23 protein-coding genes are annotated in these 25,475 nt (G+C 68.9%); 11 read left to right on the forward strand and 12 right to left on the reverse strand.

Translation table 11 applies throughout. The features are described 5' to 3' along the window. The first annotated feature begins 28 nt into the window (after nt 1-28). Nucleotides 29-451, forward strand: a complete 423-nt coding sequence (locus NKJ47_RS13920; RefSeq protein ID WP_254458451.1) for a hypothetical protein — start codon at nt 29-31, stop codon at nt 449-451. Nucleotides 452-551: 100 nt separating this feature from the next. Here NKJ47_RS13920 and NKJ47_RS13925 read toward each other — a convergent pair whose 3' ends face one another. The 3 genes from NKJ47_RS13925 to NKJ47_RS13935 form a co-directional block, all read right to left on the reverse strand. Next, a complete protein-coding gene (locus NKJ47_RS13925) occupies nt 552-2,315 on the reverse strand; it encodes an alpha/beta hydrolase family protein (RefSeq protein WP_429002428.1) in 1,764 nt (587 codons plus the stop codon). Between the two features lie 422 nt (nt 2,316-2,737). Then, a complete protein-coding gene (locus NKJ47_RS13930) occupies nt 2,738-7,594 on the reverse strand; it encodes an autotransporter-associated beta strand repeat-containing protein (RefSeq protein ID WP_254458453.1) in 4,857 nt (1,618 codons plus the stop codon). A 1,039-nt stretch (nt 7,595-8,633) separates the two neighbouring features. Beyond that, a complete protein-coding gene (locus tag NKJ47_RS13935) occupies nt 8,634-9,155 on the reverse strand; it encodes a single-stranded DNA-binding protein (RefSeq protein ID WP_209031722.1) in 522 nt (173 codons plus the stop codon). 281 nt (nt 9,156-9,436) lie between these two features. Here NKJ47_RS13935 and NKJ47_RS13940 point away from each other — a divergent pair, with 281 nt between their 5' ends. Further along, nucleotides 9,437-10,435 carry a polyprenyl synthetase family protein gene (locus NKJ47_RS13940; protein WP_254458454.1) on the forward strand — a complete coding sequence of 333 codons (999 nt, stop codon included), beginning with the start codon at nt 9,437-9,439 and terminating at the stop codon, nt 10,433-10,435. A 14-nt stretch (nt 10,436-10,449) separates the two neighbouring features. After that, nucleotides 10,450-10,713, forward strand: coding sequence for a helix-hairpin-helix domain-containing protein (locus NKJ47_RS13945; RefSeq protein ID WP_254458455.1), 264 nt, complete (start codon nt 10,450-10,452; stop codon nt 10,711-10,713). Between the two features lie 268 nt (nt 10,714-10,981). Here the strand turns inward: NKJ47_RS13945 and NKJ47_RS13950 are convergent, their stop codons facing one another. From NKJ47_RS13950 to NKJ47_RS13970, 5 genes are all read right to left on the reverse strand, one after another. Then, complete coding sequence (locus NKJ47_RS13950; protein WP_429002538.1) at nt 10,982-11,767, reverse strand: dienelactone hydrolase family protein; 786 nt, start codon at nt 11,765-11,767, stop codon at nt 10,982-10,984. Between the two features lie 267 nt (nt 11,768-12,034). Then, nucleotides 12,035-13,471 carry a UDP-N-acetylmuramoyl-L-alanine--D-glutamate ligase gene (gene murD, locus NKJ47_RS13955; protein WP_254458457.1) on the reverse strand — a complete coding sequence of 479 codons (1,437 nt, stop codon included), beginning with the start codon at nt 13,469-13,471 and terminating at the stop codon, nt 12,035-12,037. After that, nucleotides 13,452-14,807, reverse strand: a complete 1,356-nt coding sequence (gene murL / locus NKJ47_RS13960) for a UDP-N-acetyl-alpha-D-muramoyl-L-alanyl-L-glutamate epimerase (protein WP_254458458.1) — start codon at nt 14,805-14,807, stop codon at nt 13,452-13,454. The genes murD and murL overlap by 20 nt, the downstream gene beginning before the upstream one ends. Further along, nucleotides 14,804-15,256, reverse strand: coding sequence for a hypothetical protein (locus tag NKJ47_RS13965; protein WP_254458459.1), 453 nt, complete (start codon nt 15,254-15,256; stop codon nt 14,804-14,806). The genes murL and NKJ47_RS13965 overlap by 4 nt, the downstream gene beginning before the upstream one ends. Next, nucleotides 15,240-17,849: a bifunctional aspartate kinase/diaminopimelate decarboxylase gene (locus tag NKJ47_RS13970; protein WP_254458460.1), complete on the reverse strand. Its 2,610-nt coding sequence runs from the start codon at nt 17,847-17,849 to the stop codon at nt 15,240-15,242. The genes NKJ47_RS13965 and NKJ47_RS13970 overlap by 17 nt, the downstream gene beginning before the upstream one ends. An 81-nt stretch (nt 17,850-17,930) precedes the next feature. On the opposite strand from NKJ47_RS13970, the gene NKJ47_RS13975 reads away from it, so the two are divergent. Both NKJ47_RS13975 and NKJ47_RS13980 read left to right on the forward strand, forming a co-directional pair. Continuing rightward, nucleotides 17,931-18,077: a hypothetical protein gene (locus NKJ47_RS13975; RefSeq protein WP_254458461.1), complete on the forward strand. Its 147-nt coding sequence runs from the start codon at nt 17,931-17,933 to the stop codon at nt 18,075-18,077. A gap of 37 nt (nt 18,078-18,114) precedes the next feature. Then, nucleotides 18,115-18,993 carry a PhzF family phenazine biosynthesis protein gene (locus NKJ47_RS13980; RefSeq protein ID WP_254458462.1) on the forward strand — a complete coding sequence of 293 codons (879 nt, stop codon included), beginning with the start codon at nt 18,115-18,117 and terminating at the stop codon, nt 18,991-18,993. Nucleotides 18,994-19,091: 98 nt separating this feature from the next. Here NKJ47_RS13980 and NKJ47_RS13985 read toward each other — a convergent pair whose 3' ends face one another. Together NKJ47_RS13985 and NKJ47_RS13990 are read right to left on the reverse strand one after the other, a co-directional pair. After that, nucleotides 19,092-19,697, reverse strand: coding sequence for a glycine zipper 2TM domain-containing protein (locus tag NKJ47_RS13985; protein ID WP_254458463.1), 606 nt, complete (start codon nt 19,695-19,697; stop codon nt 19,092-19,094). Nucleotides 19,698-19,955: 258 nt separating this feature from the next. Beyond that, nucleotides 19,956-20,387 carry an OsmC family protein gene (locus tag NKJ47_RS13990; RefSeq protein ID WP_254458464.1) on the reverse strand — a complete coding sequence of 144 codons (432 nt, stop codon included), beginning with the start codon at nt 20,385-20,387 and terminating at the stop codon, nt 19,956-19,958. A gap of 290 nt (nt 20,388-20,677) precedes the next feature. Between NKJ47_RS13990 and NKJ47_RS13995 the strand changes: the two genes are divergently transcribed. From NKJ47_RS13995 to NKJ47_RS14015, 5 genes are all read left to right on the forward strand, one after another. After that, the gene (locus NKJ47_RS13995; RefSeq protein ID WP_254458465.1) at nt 20,678-21,076 is read left to right on the forward strand and encodes an HU family DNA-binding protein; all 399 of its coding nucleotides are present in this window, start codon (nt 20,678-20,680) and stop codon (nt 21,074-21,076) included. A 144-nt stretch (nt 21,077-21,220) separates the two neighbouring features. Then, nucleotides 21,221-21,925, forward strand: coding sequence for a tellurite resistance TerB family protein (locus NKJ47_RS14000; protein WP_254458466.1), 705 nt, complete (start codon nt 21,221-21,223; stop codon nt 21,923-21,925). A 4-nt stretch (nt 21,926-21,929) separates the two neighbouring features. After that, complete coding sequence (locus tag NKJ47_RS14005) at nt 21,930-22,496, forward strand: M23 family metallopeptidase (protein ID WP_254458467.1); 567 nt, start codon at nt 21,930-21,932, stop codon at nt 22,494-22,496. Between the two features lie 94 nt (nt 22,497-22,590). Next, nucleotides 22,591-22,893 (forward strand): DUF3861 family protein, encoded by a 303-nt coding sequence (locus NKJ47_RS14010; RefSeq protein ID WP_254458468.1) that lies wholly within the window; start codon nt 22,591-22,593, stop codon nt 22,891-22,893. 91 nt (nt 22,894-22,984) lie between these two features. Next, complete coding sequence (locus tag NKJ47_RS14015) at nt 22,985-23,581, forward strand: DUF1439 domain-containing protein (protein WP_254458469.1); 597 nt, start codon at nt 22,985-22,987, stop codon at nt 23,579-23,581. Between the two features lie 121 nt (nt 23,582-23,702). Here the strand turns inward: NKJ47_RS14015 and NKJ47_RS14020 are convergent, their stop codons facing one another. Beyond that, on the reverse strand, nt 23,703-24,248 hold the full coding sequence (locus NKJ47_RS14020) for a type 1 glutamine amidotransferase domain-containing protein (protein ID WP_254458470.1): 546 nt from the start codon (nt 24,246-24,248) through the stop codon (nt 23,703-23,705). Between the two features lie 98 nt (nt 24,249-24,346). After that, a complete protein-coding gene (locus NKJ47_RS14025) occupies nt 24,347-24,814 on the reverse strand; it encodes an SET domain-containing protein (RefSeq protein WP_254458471.1) in 468 nt (155 codons plus the stop codon). A gap of 196 nt (nt 24,815-25,010) precedes the next feature. On the opposite strand from NKJ47_RS14025, the gene NKJ47_RS14030 reads away from it, so the two are divergent. Then, on the forward strand, nt 25,011-25,469 hold the full coding sequence (locus NKJ47_RS14030) for an SUF system Fe-S cluster assembly regulator (protein ID WP_017909662.1): 459 nt from the start codon (nt 25,011-25,013) through the stop codon (nt 25,467-25,469). Nucleotides 25,470-25,475 lie beyond the last annotated feature (6 nt).

Raw genomic sequence — 25,475 nt, forward strand, 5'->3', positions numbered from 1 at the left:
CACACACAAGCTCACTCAGGGAGATCGCATGAAAACACACTGGAAACGCGTCGCGGCGCGCGGCCTGGCCGGACTTGTATTGCTCTGCTGCACCTGCGCGTCGGTTCAGGCCGCATGCCCCTACCCGTTCCGGCTGAGCGGCAAGATCGACCAGCCATGGAAACAGGTAACCAATTCGGCGTGGAACAAGATGTTGCCGCCGCAATGGACCGACAACGGCTTCCATTTCTACAGCCGGGTCCGCGATCGCGGTCCGGCCGATGGCATCAACACGCCGTCGGATCTGGAGTCGGAAATCCTAAAGAAAGTCAGCGAAGGCCCCGAGGGCACACCCAATCGCTGGCAGATCCTGCTGCCGCTGGTCAATTCGAAGGGCGCGAATCTGCGCGTCATCTACGACTACGATGGCGGCAAGACCTCCAAATGCCAGTTGGTCACGCTGAGCTACTGAGTCCAACCGGCATCAGTGCGGCCCGGAAAGCACCGGGCCGCTCTGATGCTGCAGAGCTGTAGCGCATGGCGCCTCGGCGCCCTCTTCAGGCGACAGCCGCCTACTGCTTCGCTGCCGCCGGCGCCGCCTGCGCACCACCCAACGACTTGCTCAGGAACGCCAGCAGCCGGGTGTAGAACTCGCGGCGATGCTCCTCGGTGTAGAAGCCGTGGCCTTCGGTCGGGACATACAGTGTTTCCACCGGCACACCGGCCTTCTTCAGTGCGGCTTCCATCTTCTTGGAGTGCTGGATGGGCGCGCGCTCGTCCTCGCCGCCAGCCGCCAGGAACACCGGCACCTTGATCTTGTCGGCGAGATTCACCGGCGACACCACGGCCAGCTCGCTGGGAGAGCCCACCCATTCGCTCAGGTAGGTCTTGCCTGAATCGCGCTGCTGAGTATCGCCTTTGACGTACAGCATTGGTAGATCGTAAACACCCACATAACCAGCGGCGCAGCGATACAGCGACGGTTCCTTGGCAACGCCCATCAACGATGCATAGGCGCCATAGCTGGCACCGTACATGCAGATGCGCTGCGGGTCGGCGATCCCCTGGTCGATCGCCCAGCGCGTGGCGTCGGTGACGTCGTCCTGCATCTTGCCGCCCCACTGGCCAGCGCCCGCCTGCTTGAACGCACGCCCGTAATTGCCCGAGCCGCGATAATTGACCTGCAGCACCGCGTAACCGGCACTGGCCAGGATCTGCGCATCCTCATCGAACATGCCCTTGTCGGACTCGCCGAACGGACCGCCGTGCGGCATCACCACCATCGGCACCTTGCCGGACTTGGCCGCCGCCGGCAGCGTCACGAAGCCGTGCAGCGCAAGACCATCACGCGCCTGCAACGCAATCGGCCGCACTTCCGCCAGCTTCGGCGGCTGCAGCGCGGCACGGCGTGCGAACACGAAATCGGCCTTCTTGGCGACGGTGTCGAACAGGTAGAACTCGCCTGGGTTACGACCGGACTGCACGTTGACCAAGTTGAGCCGGCCGTCGCGGGTGCTGGAGGTGACGTAGACCGCCTGTCCCGGGAATGCCGCTTCCAGCGAACGCTGGGTCTTGGCTTCGGGCGAGGCGCTATCGAAGAACAGGCTGCGCGGCGTGTCGCCCAGCACCTGGACACCCACCGGGACGCGGGTGCCATGGCGATAGATGATCGCGTAGGGATCGGCCAGGGCATCGCGCGCCACCACCTTGCGTTCCCCGTTGTCCACATTCCAGGACTCGATCACGTCGCTGCCCTTGGCCTGCTGGACCCGCAGGTAAGCGACATGCCCGTCCTCGGAGAACCCGATCGGCGCCTCCACGTGGTGACTGACGTTTTCGTCGTTGACCAGCTTCCAGTCGCTGCCCTGCGTATCGCGATAGAACAGCTTCTTGGCGTTGTCCGCATCCGCCCCCAAGGCGAAGCGCACCTTGCCTTGCTCATCGCTGTAGAAATGGGCACCGCGCACCTTGGGCGAACCGGCCAGCAACCGCCGGCGGCCGCTATAGACGTCCATGATCTCGGTGCGGCTGTAAGGGTCCTGGCTGGTGCTGAACGGCTCCGCCTGGATGATGACGTTGCGGTCGTCGCCGGGCAGCAGGCCAACGAAATACGCGGCAACTTTTTCCACTTTCTTGGTCTGGATCAGCGTGCCCGGCCCGTTGCCGGTGACGCGCTGGCCCACCAACAGCTCCGCCGCCCCGCCGTCGGCGTTGATCGCGAACAGTTCTCCGGTCCCCCACGGCTCATCCCGCTGCCCAATCTTCTGGACCATGTTGAACAGCACGCGCGTGTCGTTGACCCACACGAAATCGGAGACGTGCGTGTTCTTCTCCATCGAGAAGCTGCCGACGATCTTGTTGTCGGAACGGCGCATGATCGCCAGCGCGGTCCGATCCTCCAGCGGCACCGTCGCCGCGTAATACTCGCCGGTCGGCGACAGCTTCAATGTTTCGACCTGCTCCTTGACCAGATAAGGCGCCAGATCCACCTGCGCCCATGCATTCCCCGCTCCCAGCAGACACAACAATGCGACTGCGCGCAGCCCCTTCTTCATTCCTTGCTCCCCTGTTTCCTAGTGGCGTGACGTACGCGTGAAGTGTAATCCGTCACAGCCGGCGGCGCTGCGACTTCCGGCACCGCGCACGTGGGCCGCGCAGATGGCATTGCGCGCAACAACGGGCCACGATCGCCGCTGCCTGCCGAAAACGAAAAGGGCGACCTTACGGCCGCCCTCCCCTTGCCACCGCCTGCGTTGGATCAGAACGCGACGCGCAGGCCACCAGTGATGCCGTACGCCGAGCGGTTCTTTCCGACTTCCGCGTTCAGGCCGACGTAGACATAGGTGCTCTGGGCCAGCCTTACCGTGCCATTGGCGTTCAACTGCACGAAGCCGCGGCCGATCTCGGGCGCCGCCGTCTCGAAGCGCTGGCCGGCCAGGGTGTTGTGCACCGTCGGATCCAGCAGGTCGCCGGTGTCGGCGCCCACCGCGACACCAGCACGCCAGGTCTGCTCGGCGGCGAGCGGATCGGCATCCTTCGAACCCAACGCCACGCCCGCGAGGATCCGTGTGCCGGTCTGCGACAGGGCGTCGAGCGAAAGCGCCGCCAGCGAACCGCCGCGCTCGCTGGTCGCGTCGCGCTCGACCTTCTGCCAGATCACGCTGGCATAGGGCTCCACGCGGTTACCCGCCGCCGTCTGGATCGGGAAACGCATGCCGGTCGAAGCCATCAGGTCCTTGCCCGATGTCCGGCTTTCGATCGATGCGCCGCCCAGCGGATCGGCACGGTGCGTCAGCCAATCCGTGGAGCCGTAGGCGACGATGCCATCCAGCACGACACGACCCGCCTGCTGCTGCGCGTAGAGCATGCCCGCGTTGCCGCGGACATTGCCACGGCCGCCGTGCGACATCACGCTGGTGTCGTGGTGACTGGCGCCCACGCCGACGACAGTCCCGCCATCCGCATACAGATCGATGCCGGCGCTGGTGCGGTCGGTTCCGGTATCGAAGCCCGAGCCCTGTCCGTCGGCGACGGTGCGGTTGCCGTCGCGGGTCACATTGGCCCAGGCCTGGTGCCCGGCCGCGGCCTGCGCATCGGTGCCGAGATGATCGGCGACGTCGCGCTGGATGCCGAGGCCCGCCACGCGCGCGGCAGCGGCCTGATCGGCATGCACTTCGCCGCCGAGACTGGCGACCATCGGCGCGACTTGCGTCGCGCCCAACGACGACACCGCATACAGCAGTCCGCTCTGGGCAGCGGTGGCCGATCCGGCCACTTGCGCGTTCAGGGTGCTGTCGAGCGCACCGGCGACGTTGAGGGCGTTGCGGTTCGCGGCGTCGCCCAGCAAGGGCGCATAGGACAACGGCGCGACGCGCAGATCGATGCTATTGCCATTGTTGACACCATAGAAGGCGACGAAACGCGCATTGGTCGGCAGACCATCGGACGGAGCGATCGAGCTGAAGCGACCGACGACGCCGCCATCGGCGGTGACGATGCGGAAGGTCGTGCCCAGAACCGGCGTATAGGTATTGCTTGCGCTGCCGGTCATGCCGCGCAACAAGGGCTGCAACACGCCGTTGGCGAAGAAGCGATGCCCGGCGCCGACTACCAGGAGACGCGAATAGTTGCCGACACCATGCGCGGTTCCCAGACCGTCGATGTCCATCTGCATGGTACTGGCGGCGCTCATCCTCACATCGCCGCTGACGACGAGCGTACCGGGCGAGGCACCCGGCGCCAGCTTGCCATCGACGGTCACCGGGCCGCTGATCGCCCCAATGCCACGCAGCGTCGCGCCTTGGTTGACCTGCACGAAGCTGCTCGCCAGCACACCGTTCGCCGCGAGCATGCCCTCCGCCACGCAGGTTCCGCTGCCCAGGATCGCGTTACCCGAAAGGTTCAGGCGTCCGGCACCGGATTTCACGAAACAGCCATTGCCGGACGCCTCGGCGATGGTGCCGGACAGTTCGGTGGAAGTGCCGGTGGCCACATCGACGCCCGCGTTGCCGCTGAGCAAAACCTGCTGATTCGTGCCCAGCGTCGCCACCGTCTGCAACATGCCGCCTTGCAGCAGGATCTGCCCCGTGCCCAGCGAAGAGCCACTGTCGATACGGACCACGCCGCCCTGGATGAGGGTACCGCCGCTGAAGGTGTTTTTGCCGCTCACCACCAGCGTGCCGCCGCCAAGCTTGGTCAGGCCGCCGCTGCCGCTCATCTCGCCCTGCTGGGACAGCGTGGCGCCGTCGAGCGTGGTGATGCTCGCACCCTGCGGACCGAAGCTGAAACCGCGCGTCGTGCTCATCGTGTTGGTCACGGTGAGGTTGCCGCCATTGAAGGTCACCCCATTGGAAGCATCGCCGAGATTGGCATCGGAGGAGATCTGCAGGGTCCCGCCGTTGAGCGTGTTGCCGCCGGTGTAGGTATTGGCACCGCCGAGCACCAGCATGCCGCCGTTGACCGTGGTGCCACCGCTGTGCGCAGCCACACCTTCGATGTCCAGCGTGCCCGCGCCGTTCTTCACCAAACCGCCGATGCCGGACAAGGGGCCATTGGCGGTCAGCGTCGTGCCCGCATCCGTGGCGATCGCGCCATTGCCGTTGAGCGTCAGCGCGCGGCCGGTGGCGAAGTTGCCGGTGGTATGCAGCGCACCGCCATTGAAGACGATGCCATTGGAGGCATCGCCGAGATTGGCGTCGGAGGAGATCTGCAGGATCCCGCCGTTGAGCGTATTGCCGCCGGTGTAGGTGTTGGCACCGCCGAGCACCAGCGTGCCGCCGTTGACCGTGGTGCCGCCGCTGTGCGCGGCCACGCCTTCGATGTCCAGCGTGCCCGCGCCGTTCTTCACCAAGCCGCCGCTGCCGGACACGGGACCGTTGGCGGTCAGCGTCGTGCCCGCATCCGTGGCGATCGCGCCATTGCCGTTGAGCGTCAGCGCGCGGCCGGTGGCGAAGTTGCCGGTGGTATGCAGCGCACCGCCATTGAAGGCGATGCCATTGGAGGCATCGCCAAGATTGGCGTCGGAGGAGATCTGCAGGATCCCGCCGTTGAGCGTGTTGCCGCCGGTGTAGGTGTTGGCACCGCCGAGCACCAGCGTGCCGCCGTTGACCGTGGTGCCGCCGCTGTGCGCGGCCACGCCTTCGATGTCCAGCGTGCCCGCGCCGTTCTTCACCAGGCCGCCGCTGCCGGACACGGGACCGTTGGCGGTCAGCGTCGTGCCCGCATCCGTGGCGATCGCGCCATTGCCGTTGAGCGTCAGCGCGCGGCCGGTGGCGAAGTTGCCGGTGGTATGCAGCGCACCGCCATTGAAGGCGATGCCATTGGAGGCATCGCCAAGATTGGCGTCGGAGGAGATCTGCAGGATCCCGCCGTTGAGCGTGTTGCCGCCGGTGTAGGTGTTGGCACCGCCGAGCACCAGCGTGCCGCCGTTGACCGTGGTGCCGCCGCTGTGCGCGGCCACGCCTTCGATGTCCAGCGTGCCCGCGCCGTTCTTCACCAGGCCGCCGCTGCCGGACACCGTACCGGTGCTGGTGGTGGTGGTGCCGGCATCGGTATTGAACGTACCGTTGCCCGTCACCACGACATTGCGCGCGGTAGCCACGCTGCCCATGGTGTGCAGGGTGCCGTTGTTCAGCGCCAGACCGCCCGACGCGTCACCGAGGTTGTGATCGCTGGAGACCTGCACCGTCGCATTGGTAACGCGGGTGCCGCCGGTGTAGGTGTTGTTGCCGCCGAGCACTTGGGTGCCGCCATTGACGTCGACGCCTCCGCTGCCGGAGACCGTACCTGCGATGCTGCCGCCATTGGCCTGCGACACCACCAGATCGTGGCTGCCAAGCGCGACATCGCCCAGACCGCCGATATTGCGAACCGTCACGTTGCCGCCTGCGCCGGAAAGATCGAGCGTGCCGTTGTTGGTCACGCCACTGGACGAGGCGATGCTGCCCGCGCCGCCGATGGCGAGGGTCGCACCAGTGTTGACCGTGGTCTGGCCGGTATAGGCGTTTTGGCCGGTCAGTGTTACCGCACCGCCCTGGCCGCTGTTGGCGATGGTGAGCGCACCAGGGGTACCTGCGCTATCGTCCGAAATGGCACCGGTCAGCGTCGTCTGGTGGCCGGCCTGGTCGATCGTGCCGCCATGGTCGGTGATGGTGAAGGTCTGGTTGAGGGTAGTGTCCTGGGTCGGCAACAACGTACCGCCGTCGAACTTGCCGTTGTTGCTGCCGAGCGTGGTCGTGGTGGTCGGCTGATTGATGACCGTTAAGGCGGGACCACCCGCATTCTGCGTCTGCGACGGGGAAGCCAGGGACGTGAAATAAGGATTGTTGGGAGTACAGTCGGCCACAGGACCGGTGAGGCTGACGCATTGGCCGGCGTAGACGCCAAGCTCGATGTCGTTGTTGCCAGCGCCCGCGGTATTCGCAAATCCGGTGGTGGAAGCCGTGAACCTGATGGTGTAGGTCGTGCCGGCGGCAAGGCTGATGCCCTGGTAGATGCCATCGAAGCTGCCGACCGCGCCGTCGTACCAGGAGCCCGCGACGCCCGCTTGGTTCACGTTCGTGGTCGACGGACCGGACGTGCCTGGAGCATGCCAGACACCCGCTGCTTCCGGCGTCGTACCGGTCTGATAGACGATGCCCCAGCCGGCAGGCGCCTGCAGTCCGCTTTGCGCATTCGCCGCGCCGCCGCGCACGAAAAGCGGATTATCGAAGAGGTTGGTGGAACTGTTGATCTCGTAGAGGCCGACATTGCCGAAGGTCCAGTAGGACGGATCCTGGCGAAACGCGAACAGCACATAATTGTTGCCGCTGCTGGTTGCGGTGTAATTGACGGAGTACACCTGGAACTGGTTTGGCGTATTGCTGGCGCTGTTGGACGCCGAGCCGTTATTGATGTCCAGGAGCGCACCGGTCGGCATGGCGAGATTGGCAGCGTGCGCGGGCAACGTGAATACCAGTGCCAGTGCCAGACTGCTCATACCATTCAGGACAAATGGCGTACCGTCCCGGCCGCGCACAGCAGATCGGCCGCCACGCGAGGTGGATCTGGCATGTTCGGATGTGACCACCATCTGGCCGAGCGCGCGGTTCCAGACGATGCGGAAAATTTTGTTCATTGATGACGCCCCCTGTGATCCTGGATTCATATGCAGTTCGCCCTCCTCACCGAGGGCGAAAGCGACTTGACGCAAAACAGAGGGCTTGCCGTAAGCCAACCTCCTGCTAATCGCATCGATCCGACATTGACATTGGCTTAACGCTATTTCGTGACAAAAACCAAAGAATTTGTCTACAAAACGATCACGTATCGACATTGTGTGACACAAATTTAGAGTCAATCACAAAAATTGTGATAAAAGTCACAATTGAGATGAAGGCATCAATGTGGCCGCTTCCATTGATCCGCCACTGAACTTGGCGCGGTACCACTGACCCGACGCCACTCCTGCGCCCCCAGGGACACGCGCTACGGAAAGGCGATCCGACGACGGTAGAAGGCGCCGTCTCCATCGCTATCGCAACTACGTATTCGCACGCACGGCAATCTCCGCAGCTCGCCTAGGGTCAAGGCGAAGAAGCTGCGGGCCGATCCATAGCGAGAAAGTCTGATTCAGTGCGGGATGGTTGACGCCCCGCCTTTGCGCCAGGTCGGTACCATGGCCGCACAGGTTGCAGCACGCACTGTCGTTGTCGCCCGTTGCGGGCAGCCAGTTGAGGCGGCGCACACTGGAAGCCAACGATGTCCGCAGGGGAAACGGACATGGTGTGGCGTCAGGCCCAGGGCAATCAGGCGCCCAAGCGGACGCAGTCTCAGAGGACGATTGCAGACAGGTACCAGGCCCGGCAATGGTTCAGCCACACTGGAGCCAGGCGCACGTTGCCGCCAGATCCCGCGCCTACTCCCCGAACTGCCTGGCCGAGATACCGGCAAGCGTCGACCCCATGCCATATGCATCGCACACGCGCTGTTAGGTCCGCCCCAAGGCGTGCTCCAGCCCTGCCCCCGACTGGACCAACCTCTCGATCGATTTCAACTCTTCCACCCTGCTCACCATCGCCCGGTGCAGGCCGGATCCAAGACCAATGAAGGTATGCCGGCGGGAGCGCGGCCAGGCCTGCGGTTCCCGCCATTTCGCCAGGGTCGGCGGCGAAAACTCAGAACGGAATATCGTCGTCCGCGAAGTCGTCCATCGGCGCGGACTGCTGCGGCGCCGGCTGCTGCCGGCGCGGGGCATAGTCCTGCCCGCCACCACCGCCACCGCCCATGCCGGAACGCTCCTGGCGCGGCGGCGCCGAGCGCTGCGGACGGTCGCCACCGCCCATGCCGCCGCCACCGCCTTCACCGCGGCCGCCGAGCATCTGCATCTCGTCGGCGACGATATCGGTGGAGTACTTCTCCACGCCGTCCTGGCCGGTGTACTTGTCGTAGCGGATCGAGCCTTCGACGTAGACCGAGCTGCCCTTGCGCAGGTACTCGCCGGCGATTTCGCCCAGCTTTCCGAAGAACACCACGCGATGCCATTCGGTGCGTTCCTGCTGGTTGCCGTCGCGGTCCTTGCGCACGCTGGTGGTGGCCAGGCTGATCCGGGTGATGGCCATGCCGGCCTGGGTGTACTTGGTGTCGGGATCGTTGCCGAGGTTGCCGACGAGGATGACTTTGTTGATGCCGCGGGCCATGAGCTGCTTCCGTCTGGGGTCTCCGCGGCCGGGGGGCACGCAGAGCGGTAAAGAAGATTTCGGGGAGCAATCCTAACATCGCCGGGCTGGACCGGCCTGCGCCAGGCGCCCGCGGGCACCCCGGAAAACGCCGCATTGGCCTGTCGGAATCCTGCCGGCACATGGCCCGCCGGGCGCGGCTAACCCAGGCGCGGCAAGCCCTCCGGCCCCGGCCCGCGCCCACCGCGGGACGGATGTGGCCGCGCAGCCTATACTTTGCGCACGTTTCCAGTCCTGTCCGCATGAGCATCGCCGAATCCCTCAGCCCCGCCCTGGGCCTGCCCCAGATCCAGATGCTCGCCGCGCCGGACATGGCCGCGGTGGACGCCCTGATCCGCCGCCGCCTGGCGTCGGACGTCGTGCTGATCAACCAGATCGCCGACCACATCGTCTCCGCCGGCGGCAAGCGCCTGCGGCCGATGCTGGTGGTGCTGGCCGGCCGCGCCTGCGGCGCCGGTGGGCCGATGCAGCACCAGTTGGCGGCGATCATCGAATTCATCCATACCTCGACCCTGCTGCACGACGACGTGGTGGACGAATCGGACCTGCGCCGCGGCCGCAGCACCGCCAATGCGCTGTGGGGCAACGCGCCCAGCGTGCTGGTCGGCGACTTCCTGTACTCGCGCAGTTTCCAGTTGATGGTGGAGCTGGACAGCATGGCGGTGATGCGCCTGCTCGCCGACACCACCAACCGCATCGCCGAGGGCGAGGTACTGCAGCTGTTGCACGTGCACAACCCGGACACCGACGAGGCCGCCTACCTGCGCGTGATCGAGCGCAAGACCGCGGTGCTGTTCGCCGCCGGCACCCGCCTGGGCGCGCTGGCCTCCGGCGCCAGCGAGGCGGTGCAGGAGCGGCTGTACGACTACGGCATGCAGTTGGGCTATGCCTTCCAGATCGCCGACGACGTGCTCGACTACACCGCCGACGCCGCCGACCTGGGCAAGAACCTGGGCGACGACCTGGCCGAAGGCAAGGCCACGCTGCCGCTGATCCACGCGATGGCGCATGCCGACGAGGCCACCCGCGCGCGCCTGCGCCAGATCGTCGAACAGGGCGACGCCAGCGCGATGCCGGAGGTGCTGGCGGCGATCCAGGCCAGTGGCGGCATCGACTACAGCCGCCGCCGCGCGGGCGAATACGCCGCCGCCGCCGAGCGCGCCCTGGATGGCCTGCCGGAGAACGAGGCGGTGGCCGCGCTGCGTGGCTTGGCGCGCTACGCGGTCGAGCGCAAGCACTGAGAGCCGCCCCGGACATGACCGTCTTTAACGCCGAGGACCGCGCCGTGCTGTTGGCGGTGAAAGGCGTCGGTCCCACCGTCGTTGCGCGTCTGGAACAATTGGGCGTGCATACGCTGCAGGCGCTAGCCGCCTGCAATGCGGTGCAACTCACCAAACAGGCTGCGGCGCTGCTCGGCGCTACCTGCTGGCGCAACAGCCCGCAAGCGCGCGCAGCGATGAATGGTGCTATCGCCGCGGCGCAGACGCACGCGCTCAAGCGCTGCTCAGAGACGCCGTAAGGGTGCATTAGGCCCGCTTGGCCGCTATCCGGCGCGCTGCGCGCGCCGGACGGGGTTGGGAATCCGCGAGGGGATTCGCAAACCGGATGGAATTGGGGAATCGGGATTCGTAAACGCGACTTGAATGACACCTGACGCGTTGCGGACTCCCCGGCCAGGTCAGCGGCGCGCACGCTCTACGTCGGGTACGGCAGCGGAATTGGCAAAGAGCGGTCTACCGCTTCTACCAATCCCCAATCCCGCCAAGCGCGCAGCGCGCGGCACCTGCCTAATCCCGGCCGAACCGCTCCTCGAAGAAGTTCTCGAGCATCCGGTAGGCGCGCTTGGCCGCACGCGGGTTGTACTGGCAGCCCGGCGGGCTGTTGGCGTCGGCTTCGGCGAAGCAGTGCACCGCGCCGCTGAAGTTGACGAACTGCCAGTCGGCGCCGGCGCGGTTCATCTCCTGCTCGAAGGCGACGATGTCGCCGCGGCTGACGCTCTTGTCGTCGGCGCCGTTGAGCACCAACACCGATGCCTTGGCGCTGCCTGCGGCGGCCGGCGCCGCGGTGGCCAGGCCACCGTGCAGGCTGACCACGCCGGCCAGCGGCGCACCGGCGCGGACCAGTTCCAGCACCGTGGTGCCGCCGAAGCAGAAGCCGACCGCGCCGATCCGGGCCGGATCCAGCGGCGCCTTGCCGGCCTGCGCCTTCAGCGCCGCCACCGCCGCCAACGCGCGTGCGCGCAGCGTGGCCGGGTCCTTCTTCAGCGCGCCGGCGAACTGCCCGGCCTCTGTATCGTTCGCCGGGCGCTTGCCCTTGCCGTAGACGTCGGCCACCAGCACCACGTAGTCGTCGCCGGCCAGGCGCTTGGCCTTCTCCACCGCGGAATCGTTGACGCCGCGCCAGTTCGGCACCATCACCAGACCGGGGCGCGTGTCGTGTTCGGCATCGTCGTAGACCAGCACGCCGCTGAAAGTGTCCTTGCCGACCTGCCACTCCACCGGCTTGGCCTGCATCGCCGCCCAGGCCTGCAGCGGCAGCGCCAAGGCCAGACCGAGCACGCCGGCCCACCGCATCGTCGAACGTGTGCGCATCGCCCTTCTCCCATGGGAACCAGGCGGCAGTCTAGAGCGTGCCATGCACGTCGAGGTGAGGGCGACTGCGGCCGGCGATGGCTCTGGGACAAGGCGCACAGCGCCGTCGCGTGGCGGCCCGGCGGTCGCTTCCGGGCAGGCTCTTTCCGCAGCACGCATGCCACGCCAGGGGCCACGCATCGCAACGTGCGGCACGCGCGGCGGCCAGCGCGACACCAGCGCAGCGCGTGCGCCGACGCCGCGCGCGACTCAGGCGATGCCCAGCCCCGCAATGGCGCTGATCGTGTCCGGGTCGAACCCGGCCAACGCGGCGAAATGGCGGCCGCGCGCCACGTAGTCGCGGTACGCGCCGAAACTGGGCGCGCCGGGCGACAGCAGCACCACGCCACCCTGCTCGCCCAGTGCCGCGCGCGCCAGCGCCACCGCATCGGCCAGGTCGGCCGCGGCATGCAGGCCGAAGCCGGCGTCGGCGGCCAGCGGCGCCAGCAGCGCATGGATGCGCGGGCCGTTGGCGCCCAGGGTGACAATCTCCAGCGGCGCGCCGCCATCGCGCATGTGCCCGGCGAAGTCCTGCCAGTCCAGGCCGCGGTCGTGGCCGCCGACCAGCAGCGCGATACGCCGTCCGCGGAAGCACTCCAGCGCCGCGAGGCTGGCATGCGGGGTGGTGCTGATCGAGTCGTTCACATAGGTCACGCCGTCGCGCGTGCCCAGGGTCTGCAGCCGGTTCGGCAGCGGCCGGAAACGATCGGCCGCCGGCGCCAGCGCCGCCGCGTCCAGCCCCAGCGCCTCGATCGCGGCCAGCACCGCGCACAGGTTGCCGCGGTTGTGCCGGCCCGGCAGCGGCGCCTGCGCGCTGTCGTACACCGCGGTGTCGCCGCGATAGACCACCTCGCCGCGCATGTGCCAGCCGTCCTCGCGGTTGAACCAGCGCACGTCGCTGTCGGGCAGCTGCAGGGCCGCCAGCTGCGGATCGGCGGCATTGAGCAGCGCGATGCGCGGCCGCGCATGGGTGACCAGCTCGAGCTTGTCGGCGATGTAGCGCGCCTGGCTGCCGTGCCAGTCCAGGTGCTCGGGAAACAGGTTCAGCACCAGCGCCAGCTGCGGCCGCGCGCCGCTGCGGGCGACGTCGCCGGTCTGGTAGCTGGACAGTTCGATCGCCCAATACTGCGGCGCCGGCGTCGGCGTCAGCACTTCCAGCAGCGGCACGCCGATGTTGCCGACCAGGCCGGTGCGGTGGCCACCGGCGCGCAGCAGGTGCGCCAGCAGCGCGGTGGTGGTGCTCTTGCCCTTGGTACCGGTGACGCAGACGCTGCCGGGCACCACCCCGTCGGCCCCGGCGTGTTCGGCGAACCACAGCGCGGTACCGCCGACGAAGCGCGTGCCGCGCGCGGCCGCGGCCTGCGCCTCGGGCCGGTACGGACTGATCCCGGGCGACTTGATCACGACGTCGAACGCGGCCAGGCGCTCGGCGCTGGCCTCGGTCTCCACGCGCAGGTCGGGATCGTGCAGCGCGGCGATTTCCGCGGCCTCCTCGGCCGAACAGAACACCGTCAGCGGCAGCGGCGCCGCCGATTCCCGATTCCCGATTCCCGATTCCCGCCCACGCACCGCCGCATACGCCGCACGGCCCTCGCGGCCCCACCCCCACAGCGCGACGCGACGCGCCTCAAGCTGCGAAATTCGCACGCACGCGTTCCCACAGGTCGGCCGGGATGCGGTGCTGCGCGTCCAGTTCCAGCAACGGCTCCACGCGCAGGTCGGCCGGGTCGAGCTGCGGCTGGATCTCGCGGATGAAGCGCGCCACCAGCGCGTCCTCCTTCCATTCCGCGCGCGCCGCCAGCGCGGCCATCGCCGCGCGCGACTCGCGACCTTCGCCGACGCACTCGAACGGCTTGTGGTCCTGGAACTCCAGCAGCGCGTCGAAGCCGCCGGCCTGGCCGGCATCGTCAAGCAGGTTGCGGCCGAAAATCCGCACCAGCCGCGTCTTCGGCATGAACGGCGCCAGCGCCAGGAACACGAAATGGCATTTCGGGCAGACCCCGCACCAGCGGTGCGCCGGACGCTCGCCGAGGATGTGGAAATTGCGGTTGCAGCTGGAGAAATGCGCGTCGTAGTGGTCGGTCTTGGCGAACTGCCGCGCCACCGCCAGCTCCGACAGCGGGCGCAGCAGCGAGTAATAGTGCAGGTCCGCGGCCACGTAGCGCTGCACCTGGGCGCCGAACACCTGCTCGAAGGCCCAGCCCTTGGACCACTGGTGGTTGACCTCGCCGGTGCCGGCGATCTGGCTGCCGTAGCTGGCCGAATGCTCGTTGGAGAACACCACCTGGCCGGCGTCGTGCAGCACCGAGGCGAACACCAGGATCGCCGAGTTCACCGCGGTCACCGGGATATGTCCGTTCCACGCGCCCTGCCGGTTCAGTTCGAACAGTTCCGGCGCCAGCGTGCGACCGATGTTCAAGGTCGGCAGGCCGGTGCGTTCGGCGCAGGCGCGGATCAGCTGCGAGCCGCCGATCCAGGTCACCGTCTGCGCCACGCCGGCCGCGCGCAGCGCTTCGATGCTGACCAGCGAATCCTTGCCGCCACCGATCGCCACCAGCGCCTGCGCGCGCAGCCCCAGCGCCGCCGCGTCGGCCGCGGCAGCGTCCGCGGCCGGGAAACGGATGCGTCCGCGCAGGTCCAGGCCGTTACGGTAGGCGAATTCGCCCAGGCCATGCAGGTACACGCTGTCCAGCAGCGCGGCGGTCTCGGCATCGATGGCGTAGTCGTCGATGACGATGCGCGGCGGCACCGCCGCCTTGTAGTAGCTGACGCCGGCGATCAGGTGCAGCAGGCGCAGGGCGCGCTGCGCCGCCTGCGCGCGCGCCGGGTCGAGTGCGAACGGCGCGCCGGGCACGGTGATGGTCTCCACCAGCTCCGGGCCGTCGTCGAACGCATAGACCAGGCGCGCCACGCCGCTGTCGGCGTCGAAGCCGCAGCGCACGAAGCGGAAGGTGGCGATCTGCTGTTTGTCGAAAGCGGTCATGGACGTCCTGCAAGCACACGGGTGTGCCGCAGGTAGCGGCGGCACAGAAGAAATTCGATCATCGAAAACGGCAAGGCGGCCCACAGCAGCGGCAGGCAGCCGAACACGAAGGCCATCAGCAGCAGTTGCCAATGCTGTCCGGCTGGCACCGACGCGGCAGAGGCCAGGACGGCCACCAGCACATACAGCGCCAGCGCCGGCAGGTAGGCCAGCGCGGCCAGGAACGAGGTGCGCAGGGCCAGCGCGCCGGTGCTCGCCGCGGGCCCGCGGCGCTGCCAACGCACCGCCAGCCAGGCGCCGGCCGCAGCCGCGACCAGCGCCGGCAACGCCCACTTCAGGCTGTCGGTCCACGGCAGCGCCGTGCCGGACTGGTCCAGCGCGGTGGCCGCGGCCATCGCCACCGCACCGGCGGCGGCGCTGCCCGCGACGAACTCAGCCTGCGCGCCCATCGATCGCCTCCTCACGGGGCAACTCGCGCTGGTTGTAGGTGCTGGCCATGCTGTAGCCGTAGGCGCCGGCGTCGGCGATCAGCATCACGTCGTCGGGCGCGGTGCCCGCCGGCAGGCGCCGGCGCTTGCCGAACACGTCGCTGGACTCGCAGATCGGCCCGACCACGTCGAACACGGTCTCGGCCGGCTGCTCCAATCGGCTCAGGTTCGCCACATCGTGCCAGGCGTCGTACAGCGCCGGGCGGATCAGCGCGTTCATGCCGGCGTCCAGGCCGACCCGGCGGATGCCGTCCTTCTCGATCACCTGGGTGGCGCGCGCCAGCAGCACGCCGCATTCGGCGACCAGGTAGCGGCCCGGTTCGATCGCCAGGCGGAACGCCGGATGCACCGCCTTGGCCTCGGCCAGGCCCTGCGCGAAGCTGTCCAGGTCGAACGGTTCGTCGTCGGCGCTGTACGGGATCGGCAGGCCGCCACCGATGTCGATGACCTCGACGCTGCCGATGCGCCGCGCGAAGCCGGCCAGTTCGTCGCACATGCGCCGCCAGTGCTGCGCCGTCTCCACACCGCTGCCCAGGTGCGCATGCAGGCCGACGATGCGGATGTCCAGCGCGCGCGCGGCCTCGACGAACTCGTCGACGCGGGTCGCCGACAGCCCGAACTTGGAGGCCTTGCCGCCGGTGTTGACCTTCTCGTGGTGGCCGTCGCCATGGCCCAGGTCGATGCGCAACCACAGGCTGCGGCCGCGGAACAGCGCCGGCCAGCGCTGCAGCGCCTCGACGTTGTCCACGGTCACGGTCACGCCCAGCGCGAACGCGGCTTCGTACTCGGCGCGGGGCGCGAAGCTGGGGGTGAACAGCACGCGCCGCGGCGACAGTTCCGGCACGATCTCGAACACCCGGCGCAGCTCGCCGTGGGAGACGCACTCCAGGCCGAAGCCCTCCTCGACCAGGGTCTGCAGGATCGCCGGATGCGCGTTGGCCTTGATCGCGTAGTAGCGCTGGTCCACCGCGGCGATCGCCTTGAGCGCGCGCGCGCGTTCGCGCAGGGTCGGCAGGTGATACACGTAGCGCGGCGTGCCGGCCTCGGCCAGGCGCAGCAGATGCGCGCGCTCGCCCTGCCACCACGGCACCGGCCGCGGCCGCACGGTGCCGGCGATCTCGCGCCAGCGCGGGCCGAACACCTCGGTTTCCTCCACCGGCATCGCACCGCTGTCGATCAGTTCGGCATGCAGGATCGGCAGCAGCCCGTCGGCGTCGGTCTCGTCGATGACGAAGGTCAGGTTCAGGTCGTTGGACGACTGCGAGATCATGTGCACGCGCTCCTTGCCGAACGTGGCCCACACGTCCGAGAGCTTGTGCAGCAGCGAGCGCATGCCGCGCCCGACCAGGGTGATCGCCGCGCACGGCACGATGATCTTGACCCGGCAGATCTCCGCCAGGTCGGCCGACAGCGCCGCCAGCACGTCGGTGTTGACCAGGTTCTCGCTCGGGTCCAGCGACACGGTGACGTTGGTCTCGGCCGAGCCGATCAGGTCGACCGACAGCCCGTGCTTCTTGAACAACGCGAACACGTCGGCGAGGAAGCCGACCTGCTGCCACATGCCGATGCCTTCCATCGACACCAGCACGATGCCGTTGCGGCGGCTGATCGCCTTGACCCCGGGCACGGTGCGGGCGTTACCGTCGATGCTGGTGCCGGGCAGCTCCGGGCGCTCGGTGTCCAGGATCGCCATCGGCACGCCGCCGTCGCGGCACGGCTTGATCGAGCGCGGGTGCAGCACCTTGGCGCCGGTGGTGGCGATTTCCTGCGCCTCGTAGTAGTCCAGGCGGGTCAGCAGGCGCGCATCCGGCACCTCGCGCGGATTGGCGCTGAACATGCCCGGCACGTCGGTCCAGATCTCCACCCGGCTGGCGCCGAGCAGCGCGCCGAAATACGCCGCCGAGGTATCCGAGCCGCCGCGGCCGAGGATCGCGGTGCCGCCGTCCTCATGCCGGGCGATGAAGCCCTGGGTGATCAGCATGCGCGTGGGCTGGGCGACGAAGCGCGCGCGCCACTGCGGATCGGACTGCCACTGGCAGGACACCGACAGGCGCCGCGACCAGGCGCTCTGGTTCGGCTGCGGCGGCAGCGCGTCCAGCCACTGCCGCGCATCCATCCAGCCCATGTCCAGGCCGTTGGCGCGCAGATAGGCCGCGCCCAGGGTCGAGGACAGCAGTTCGCCCTGCCCCAGCACCTCGGCCTGCCAGTCCAGCGTGCGCTCGGCCGCGCGCGGATCGGCGAGCAGGCCGCGCAGCGCCGCTAGGCGTTCGCCCAGCACAGCCTCGGCGTCCAGCTCCAGTTCGGCCAGGAAGTCGCGGTGGCGCTGCTCCAGCGCGGCCACGCGTTGCGCGCTGTCGGCGCTGCCGTCGGCGATCGCGGTCAGTTCGTTGGTGACCCCGGACAGTGCCGAAACCACCACCAGCACCCGCGCGCCGGTTTCCTCCGCGCGTTTTTTCGCCAGCGTCCCAATCGTGTCCCAGCGATGACGACGCGACACCGAAGTGCCGCCGAACTTGAGGACGATCCAACGATCGGCAGGAGAGGAAGCTGGCATGGAGTGGGGGTGTCTGGAATGTGGGGAAAAAGGCCGGCATGCGCAGGCGCAACCCCCGATTCTACTGCCAACGGAGCGCCGATGAGCGCGCACGACTCCCCGCAGCTGGACGTCTTTCCGCCGGCCCGGGACTGGGCCATCGGCTGGGCGTGGTGTCTGACCGACGGGGAGCAGGCGTGGATCGGCGGCATGGTGCAAGTGGTGATCGCTGACAAGATCGCTTGCTAAGCTCCGGCCTCCCCCACCGCAGTCCGGAGTTTCCCCCATGGCCGCACGCCGCTTCTTCCAGGTCGATGTCTTCTCCGCCCGCGCCGGCAACGGCAATCCCTTGGCCGTGGTGCTCGATGCCGATGGCTTGGACGCCGCCACGATGCAGGCCATCGCGCGCTGGACGCGCCTGCCGGAAACCACCTTCGTGTTCGCGCCGACGCGGCCGGACGCCAGCTACGGCCTGCGCATGTTCAGCCCGCAGAAGGAGGTGCCGTTCGCCGGCCATCCCAGCGTCGGCACCGCGCACGTCGTGCTGGAAGCGGGCATCGCCACGCCGCGCGACGGCGTGCTGACCCAGGACGGCATCGCCGGCTTGCTGCCGTTGCGGGTCGACGTGGATGCCGGGGTACGCAGCATCGCCATCCGCACCCCGCGCGCGCAGGTGGCCGAGATCGCCGATGCCGCCGATCCGCGCCTGCAGGCGGCGCTGCGCGGCTGGCCGCTGGGCGCGCTGCCGCCGGTGCGCATGGACGGCGGCCGCTGCTGGTGGTTGGTGGAAGTGGCCGACGAAGCGGCATTGCGCGCGCTGGCGCCGGACTGGGACGCGATCGCCACCCTGGCCGAAAGCACCGCCAGCATGGGCGTATTCGCCTACGCGCGTGCCAGCGGCCAGGCCTACGCGCTGGCCGTGCGCGCCTTCGTCGGCAACGGCCGGCGCTTCGAGGACGCCGCCTCCGGCGCGGCCAATGCGGTGCTGGCGGCGTGGCTGGATCACAGCGCCGCCCTGCCCGGCCACGGCGGCCGCTACGTCGCCAGCCAGGGCCGCGAAGTCGGCCACGATGCGCTGCTGACGCTGTGCGTGGACGAGGCCGGCGAGGTGTGGTCGGGCGGTCAGGTACAGACGGTGATCGAAGGCCGCATCGACTGGCCGTGATCGCCAGCGGCCGCCGCCCTGCCCCGCAGGCGCGGCCGGCCGCGCAAAACAAAGGGCGCCTCGCGACGAGGCGCCCTGCAGGTCAATCGGGCAACAGGTCAGTCGGGCAGCACGTCAACGCGGACGCGGATGCGGTCGCCCGGAGGCGAGGCGGTGCGGGTGTGGTAGTAGCGGCCGCCGTATTCGTAGGTCACGTCGTAGCCGTCGACGCGGTCGTAGCGCTCGGTCCGGTAGGACACCGGGTCGCATTCGCGGACTACGCCACCGCCGTAGCCACCGCCGTAGGCGCGGGTGTTGGTGTCGTAGATCGAACGGCCGGCCAGGCTGCCGAGCATGGTGCCGACCGCGGTGCCGACGAAGCGGCCATCGCCGCCGCCCACGCGGCTGCCCAGCACGGCGCCGGCGATGCCGCCGACCACCGACGAGACGGTGCGGCCGCCGTCGGTGCCACGGTAGCCGTAGTCGCTGGCGTAGCTGCCGGAGGCCGGACGGTCGTAGCAGCGCTCGGTGGTCTCGCGCGGGCCGTTGACCTGCACCAGGATCGGATCGGCGCGCACCACGCGCGCATAGTCGTAGGTGCCGGCCGCGTAGCCGCGGTCGCGGTAGTCGTCGTAGCGGGTGTAACCGTAATCCTGCGCGGCGGCGGAGCCGATGACACCGACAGCGAGCGCAGCGGTCAACAGACGGGTCGAGAGCTTGTTCATGGCGATGGTTCCAGGCGCGTGGATCGCGCGACTGCATGCTCGATCCGAGGCGGTGAAACCAGACTGAATTGGGACCGCTGCGGCGCACGCGTTTAGCGTTGCGACAGCTACGCGCCGACCTTGGCGCCGATGCCGGAAGAGCGATGCCGGAAGAGAAACCACACCGCAAAGACGCTGCGTGGCAGGCGGGCGGTGGGCGGTGCCGCAGGCGCGGCGCAGGCGATCGCGGCCCGGCGTGCTGCCGGGCCGCGCCGGGACTCAGCCCAGTTCCGCTTCCAGGCTGATCGGCACCGCGCTCAGCGCCTTGGACACCGGGCAGTTCTGCTTGGCGTCGTCGGCCAGTTCGCGGAAGCGCGCGGCATCGATGTTCGGCACCACGGCCTTGACCTTCAGGCGGATCTGCGACAGCTGCGGACCGCCCTCCATCGACAGATCGACGTCGGCGCGGGTATCCAGCGCGGTCGGCGGGAAGCCGGCTTCCGTCAGCTTGGCCGACAGCGCCATGGTGAAGCAGCCGGCGTGCGCGGCGGCGATCAGTTCCTCGGGATTGGTGCCCTTCTCGTCGCCGAAGCGGCTGCTGAACGCATAGCGGGTGTTCTCCAGCAGACCGCTCTGCGGCGTGTTCAAACGGCCCTGGCCGGTCTTGAGATCGCCTTCCCAATGCGCGGTGGCGTGACGCGAAATGCCCATGCGAGGCTCCTGTCGGTGAGTGGAGGGCGGACCATAGGCCAGGCCGCGTGACGCAGACGTGCTCCCGCGCGACGATCGCGCTCGCCGCGCACACAGCGGCAAATGCCCCGCACCGCCGCGCGGATGTGCCGGTGGCGGTGCCGGCCAACGGCGAAAAAGTCCGCGCTCGCGGCGGTTATTCGCGTTTTTTTACTTCCGGCCTATTGGCGCGGCGTAGCACATGCCCTACATTTCGCCATGCCGACGGGGTCGGCGCGACCCAACACCACCAAATACGGAATCAGGACATCATGGCAAAGACCGCGAAAAAGGCTGCCCCGAAGAAGGCAGTGAAGAAAACAGCGACCAAGGCCGCCGCCAAGCCGGCCGCCCCCAAGCCGATCAAGGACGTGCTGAGCAAGTCCGCGCTCGTGGCGCACATCGCCGAGACCAGCGGCGTGATCGCCAAGGACGTGCGCGCCGTGATGGCCTCGCTGGAGCACGCCGTGGCCGGTTCGGTCAGCAAGAAGGGCGCTGGCTCGTTCACCCTGCCGGGCCTGCTGAAGATCACCGCCGTCAGCGTGCCGGCCAAGCCGAAGCGCAAGGGCATCAACCCGTTCACCAAGGAAGAGCAGTGGTTCGCCGCCAAGCCGGCCACCACCAAGCTCAAGGTGCGCCCGCTGAAGAAGCTCAAGGACGCCGCGCTCTGAGCAGCGTCGCCTGATCCAGGCAAGCACACCGACGAGACGGCCCCGGCCGTCTCGTTTTTTTTTGCGCGGCCCGCGCGGGCGGATTGACGGGCCGCTAAGGCCGCGGCGGCTATACCGGTGGTTCACTTCGACAGGACCGCGTGCATGAAACTCCAGGGCTTCCTCGACCAACTGCTGCAATCGGCGCAAGGCGCCGCCGGCCAGGCCATGGGCAAGACCGGCGGCACCGCTCCCGCCGCACCGGCGCAACCGGGCGCCGGCGGCCTGGGCGGCCTGCTCAACGCCGACTTCGGCAAGGGAGCCCTCAGCGGCGGCGCGCTGGGCCTGCTGCTCGGCAAGCACCGCACCACGCGCAAGCTGGCCACCTACGGCGGCCTGGCCGCGCTGGGGCTGATGGCCTATCGCGCCTACGGCGACTACCGGCGCCAGCAGATCGGCCCCGCCGCACCCGAGCCGCAGACGCTGGACCGGCTGCCGCCGCTGGAAGTGGAACAGCACAGCCAGGCGGTGCTGCGCGCGCTGGTCGCCGCGGCCAAGGCGGACGGCCACCTGGACGAACGCGAACGCAGCCTGATCGAAGGCGAGTTCGCCCGCCTCCACGGCAACGACGCCGACGTGCAGCAGTGGCTGCATGCGGAACTGGAGAAGCCGCTGGATCCGGCCGAAGTGGCGCGCGCGTCGACCACCCCGGAGATGGCCGCGGAAATGTATCTGGCCAGTCTGCTCGCCGCCGACGAGCAGGGCTTCATGGAGCGCAGCTACCTGGACGAACTGGCACGGCAGCTCGGCATCGACGACGCCCTGAAGCAGCGCCTGCAGGAACAGGCGGCCGCCCTGCACGCGGACTGAGCGCATGGCCGCGGCGCCCGCGCCTTCGCCAGCGCAGCGTCTGCGCCGCGGGCTGCTGCGCGTGGCGCTGCTGGCGGGGCTGGCGGTGGCCGCCGCCTGGGCGTGGCGGCATCCGTGGGCGCACCGCCTGCGGATCGGCTGGGAGCTGGCGCGGCAACCGGCGCCGACCGCGCTGCACATGCCGGTCGAGGGCGTGGATCCGCGGCGCGTCGCCGCCACCTTCGGCGCGCCGCGAGGGCGCGACCGCCAGCACGCCGGCGTGGACATCTTCGCCAACCGCGGCACGCCCGTGGTGTCGGCGACGCGCGGCATCGTCGTCGCCATCGCCGAGCGCGGCCTGGGTGGCCGCCAGGTCTGGGTGCTCGGCCCGGCCCGGCAGCGGCACTACTACGCGCACCTGGAGACATGGGCGCCGGGGCTGCAGGTCGGCGACCTGGTGGAGCCCGGCGACCCGCTCGGCGCGGTAGGCGACAGCGGCAACGCGCGTGGCACGCCGCCGCACCTGCATTACGGCGTCTATGCCGAAGGCGGCGCCTACGACCCGTTGCCGCTGCTGCGCGCGGCACGCTGAACGGAAGCACTGGAACAGAGCGTCGCGGGCAGCAGGCTCGTGGTGGCGGCCGGCCGCGCCTATCTTGGAGGCACACTTCGCGTGCGCCACTGCCATGACCGCCTCCCAACGTTACCGCGTCACCGTCACCCCGATCCAGGACGACGGCCTGCCCTGCCAGGGCCGCTGCACCATCGAGCTGGAGGCACGCTGCCGGCAGGACTGGATGCGCCTGCTCGAGGCGGCGCAGCGCCAGCCGGGCCTGCGCGGCGACGAGCGTGCCGCGCTGATCGTCGGCACGCAGTTGCTGCGCAGCCTGGGCGAGCGCAGCGACAGCGAGGCGCGCGCGCTGCTGGCGCCGCTGCAGCCGGCGCTGGACGCGCTGCTGGCGCGGCTGGCGCCTGCGCCTGCCGCGTAAGCAGCGCGGCGCCAGCGCAGCGATTCCGCTAATCGCGCATTCACCGCGCGCGGTTATGGTGAAATCCTCATCCGTTGCCAAGGCCCGCTCGATGACCCTCCGCCAGTTCACCCTGCGCGCCGCGGCGCTGCTGCTGCTCGCCACCGCCGCCCAGGCGCAGGCCGAGCCGACCATCCAGGGCCGCCAGGTCAGCGTCGGCGCCGCCGACGTGCAGCATTATCTGGACGGCAGCTTCCCGCAGACGCACAAGGCGCTGGGCGGGCTGATCAAGATGACCGTCCGCGACCCGAAGCTGAGCCTGCCGCCGGGCGACCGGCTGAAGATGCAGTTCGACCTCAGCATGGCCACCGGCGGCGGCACGCCGACGCCGTTGGGCCAGGTGCTGCTGACCAGCGGCCTGCGCTACGACCAGCAGAGCCAGAGCTTCCACCTGCAGTCCCCGACCATCGACGACTTCCACCCGGCCGCCAACGGCGGCAAGCTCGACGCCAATACCCGCGAGTTGCTCAATGCCTGGCTGGAGGACTACGCGCGCAAGGAACCGATCTACAAACTCGATCCGCGCCTGACGTCCATGCTCGGCGACGTGCAGATCCAGTCGGCCGGCGTGGAGAACGGCACGCTGGTGGTGCGCTTCAACCAGGACATCGGCAAGCTGGTGCCGGCCGGCGCGCTTCCCGCGCAGTAGACCCACGCTCCGGCACGCCCTGAGCCTGCCCTGGACGGACATGCAGGAACGGCGGCCTCGGCCGCCGTTCTGCTGTCTGTTTCACTCGCCGCGCCGCGGCGGCGCCATGCCGCCGCCGGACTCAGCCCAGCGCCTTGGCCACCGCCTGCGCGAAGGCCGGGATGTCGTCGGGCTTGCGGCTGGTGATCAGGTTGCCGTCCACCACCACCTCCTGGTCCTTCCAGCGCCCGCCGGCATTGGACAGGTCGGTCTTCAGCGACGGCCACGAGGTGACCTGGCGGTCGCGCACCAGCCCGCTCTCGGCCAGCAGCCACGGACCATGGCAGATCGCCGCCACCGGCTTGCCGGCGCTGGCGAAGGACTGGATGAAGGCGATCGCGGTCGGCTCGGTGCGCAGGTTGTCGGGATTGATCACCCCGCCCGGCAGCACCAGCGCGTCGTAGTCGCCGGCCTGGGCCTGCTGCAGGCGCTTGTCCACCGGCACGCTGTCGCCCCAGTCCTTCTTGTCCCAGCCGCGGATGCTGCTCGCCTCGCCCGGCGCGATCACGTCGACCTGGGCGCCCCAGGACTCGAGCAGGCGCTTGGGCTCCTGCAGTTCCGACTGTTCGAAACCGTCGGTGGCCAGGACAGCCACTTGCTTGCCGGCAAGGGAAGGCATTGCGCTCATGGGACACTCCTCGACTAGGGGAGTGCCACCGTAGAAGCGCGTCGGTGGCAGTGCCGTGAACCGCGCGTCGGCGCGGCGTGCATGGGGCGGCGCGTGCGCTAGCGCTTGGGCTGCAGCATGGTGCCGGTGCAATTCCTGGCGCCGCAGCGGCACTCCCAGATCTTCTTCAGCCGCGGCGTGTGCCGCTCGGCCAGGGTGATGCCGTAGTTGTAGGTGAGTTCCTCGCCGGGCTTGATGTCGCGCAGCGCCTCGATCACCACCTTGTCCTTGCGCCGGTCATCGCCCTCGGCCTCGACGATCACCGCCTCGCAGTTCGGCGCGCAGCTGTGGTTGATCCAGCGCGCGTCGTTGCCATCGTAGTTGGCGTCGATCACGTAGTCGTCGCTGAGGGTGAACAGGAAGGTGTGCCCGGTCTCCACGTCGCCGGCCTCGTCGCGGTCGACCTCGGCATGGGTACGGCGGCGGCCCTTGTATTCGATGATCCGCTCGCCTTTCTTGAGCGGCAGCACGGCGAACACGCCATTGCCATGGATGCGGGACTTGCGGGCGGCGATCTTGCGGGGCATGCGGCGATCCGGACAGGAAAGCGCAGATTCTGGCGCACATCGCCCGCGATCCCAAGCCCGCGGGCGACGGTCGGCCATTCCTTGCCCGGCCCGGGTCCGAATCGCAGCGATCGAAAGAAAAGATGAACGGCCCGGTTGGACGCTGCGGCGCAAAAGAGTACAATTTCGGTCCGCATTGAACTCCCACCGTGTCGCCATGCTCCGCGTCACCAAGCTCACCGATTACGCCACCGTCGTGCTGACCGTGCTCGCCGCGCGTCCGAACGAGGTGTTGAGCGCGACCGAACTGGCCGAACAGGCCGGGCTGGAGCCGCCCACGGTCAGCAAGCTGCTCAAGCCGCTGGCCCAGGCCGGCCTGGTCGAGGGCCTGCGCGGCGTGCGCGGCGGCTACCGGCTGGCGCGCCCGGCCGACGCCATCACCCTGATCCAGATCGTCGAGGCGATGGAAGGCCCGCTGGCGATCACCGAATGCAGCCACCACGGCAGCCAGTGCAGCATCGCCCAGACCTGCGGCGTGCGCTCCAACTGGCGGCTGATCAACGACGTGGTCGCCGACGCGCTGCGCGGCGTGACCCTGGCGCAGATGCTCCACCCCCTCCCCCCTTCCGGCGATCCCAAGCGGCGCTCCATTGCCGTGCGGTTCGCGACCACCTGACCTGTA

Source organism: Xanthomonas sacchari (assembly GCF_024266585.1).
Taxonomy (GTDB): Bacteria; Pseudomonadota; Gammaproteobacteria; order Xanthomonadales; family Xanthomonadaceae; genus Xanthomonas_A; species Xanthomonas_A sacchari_C.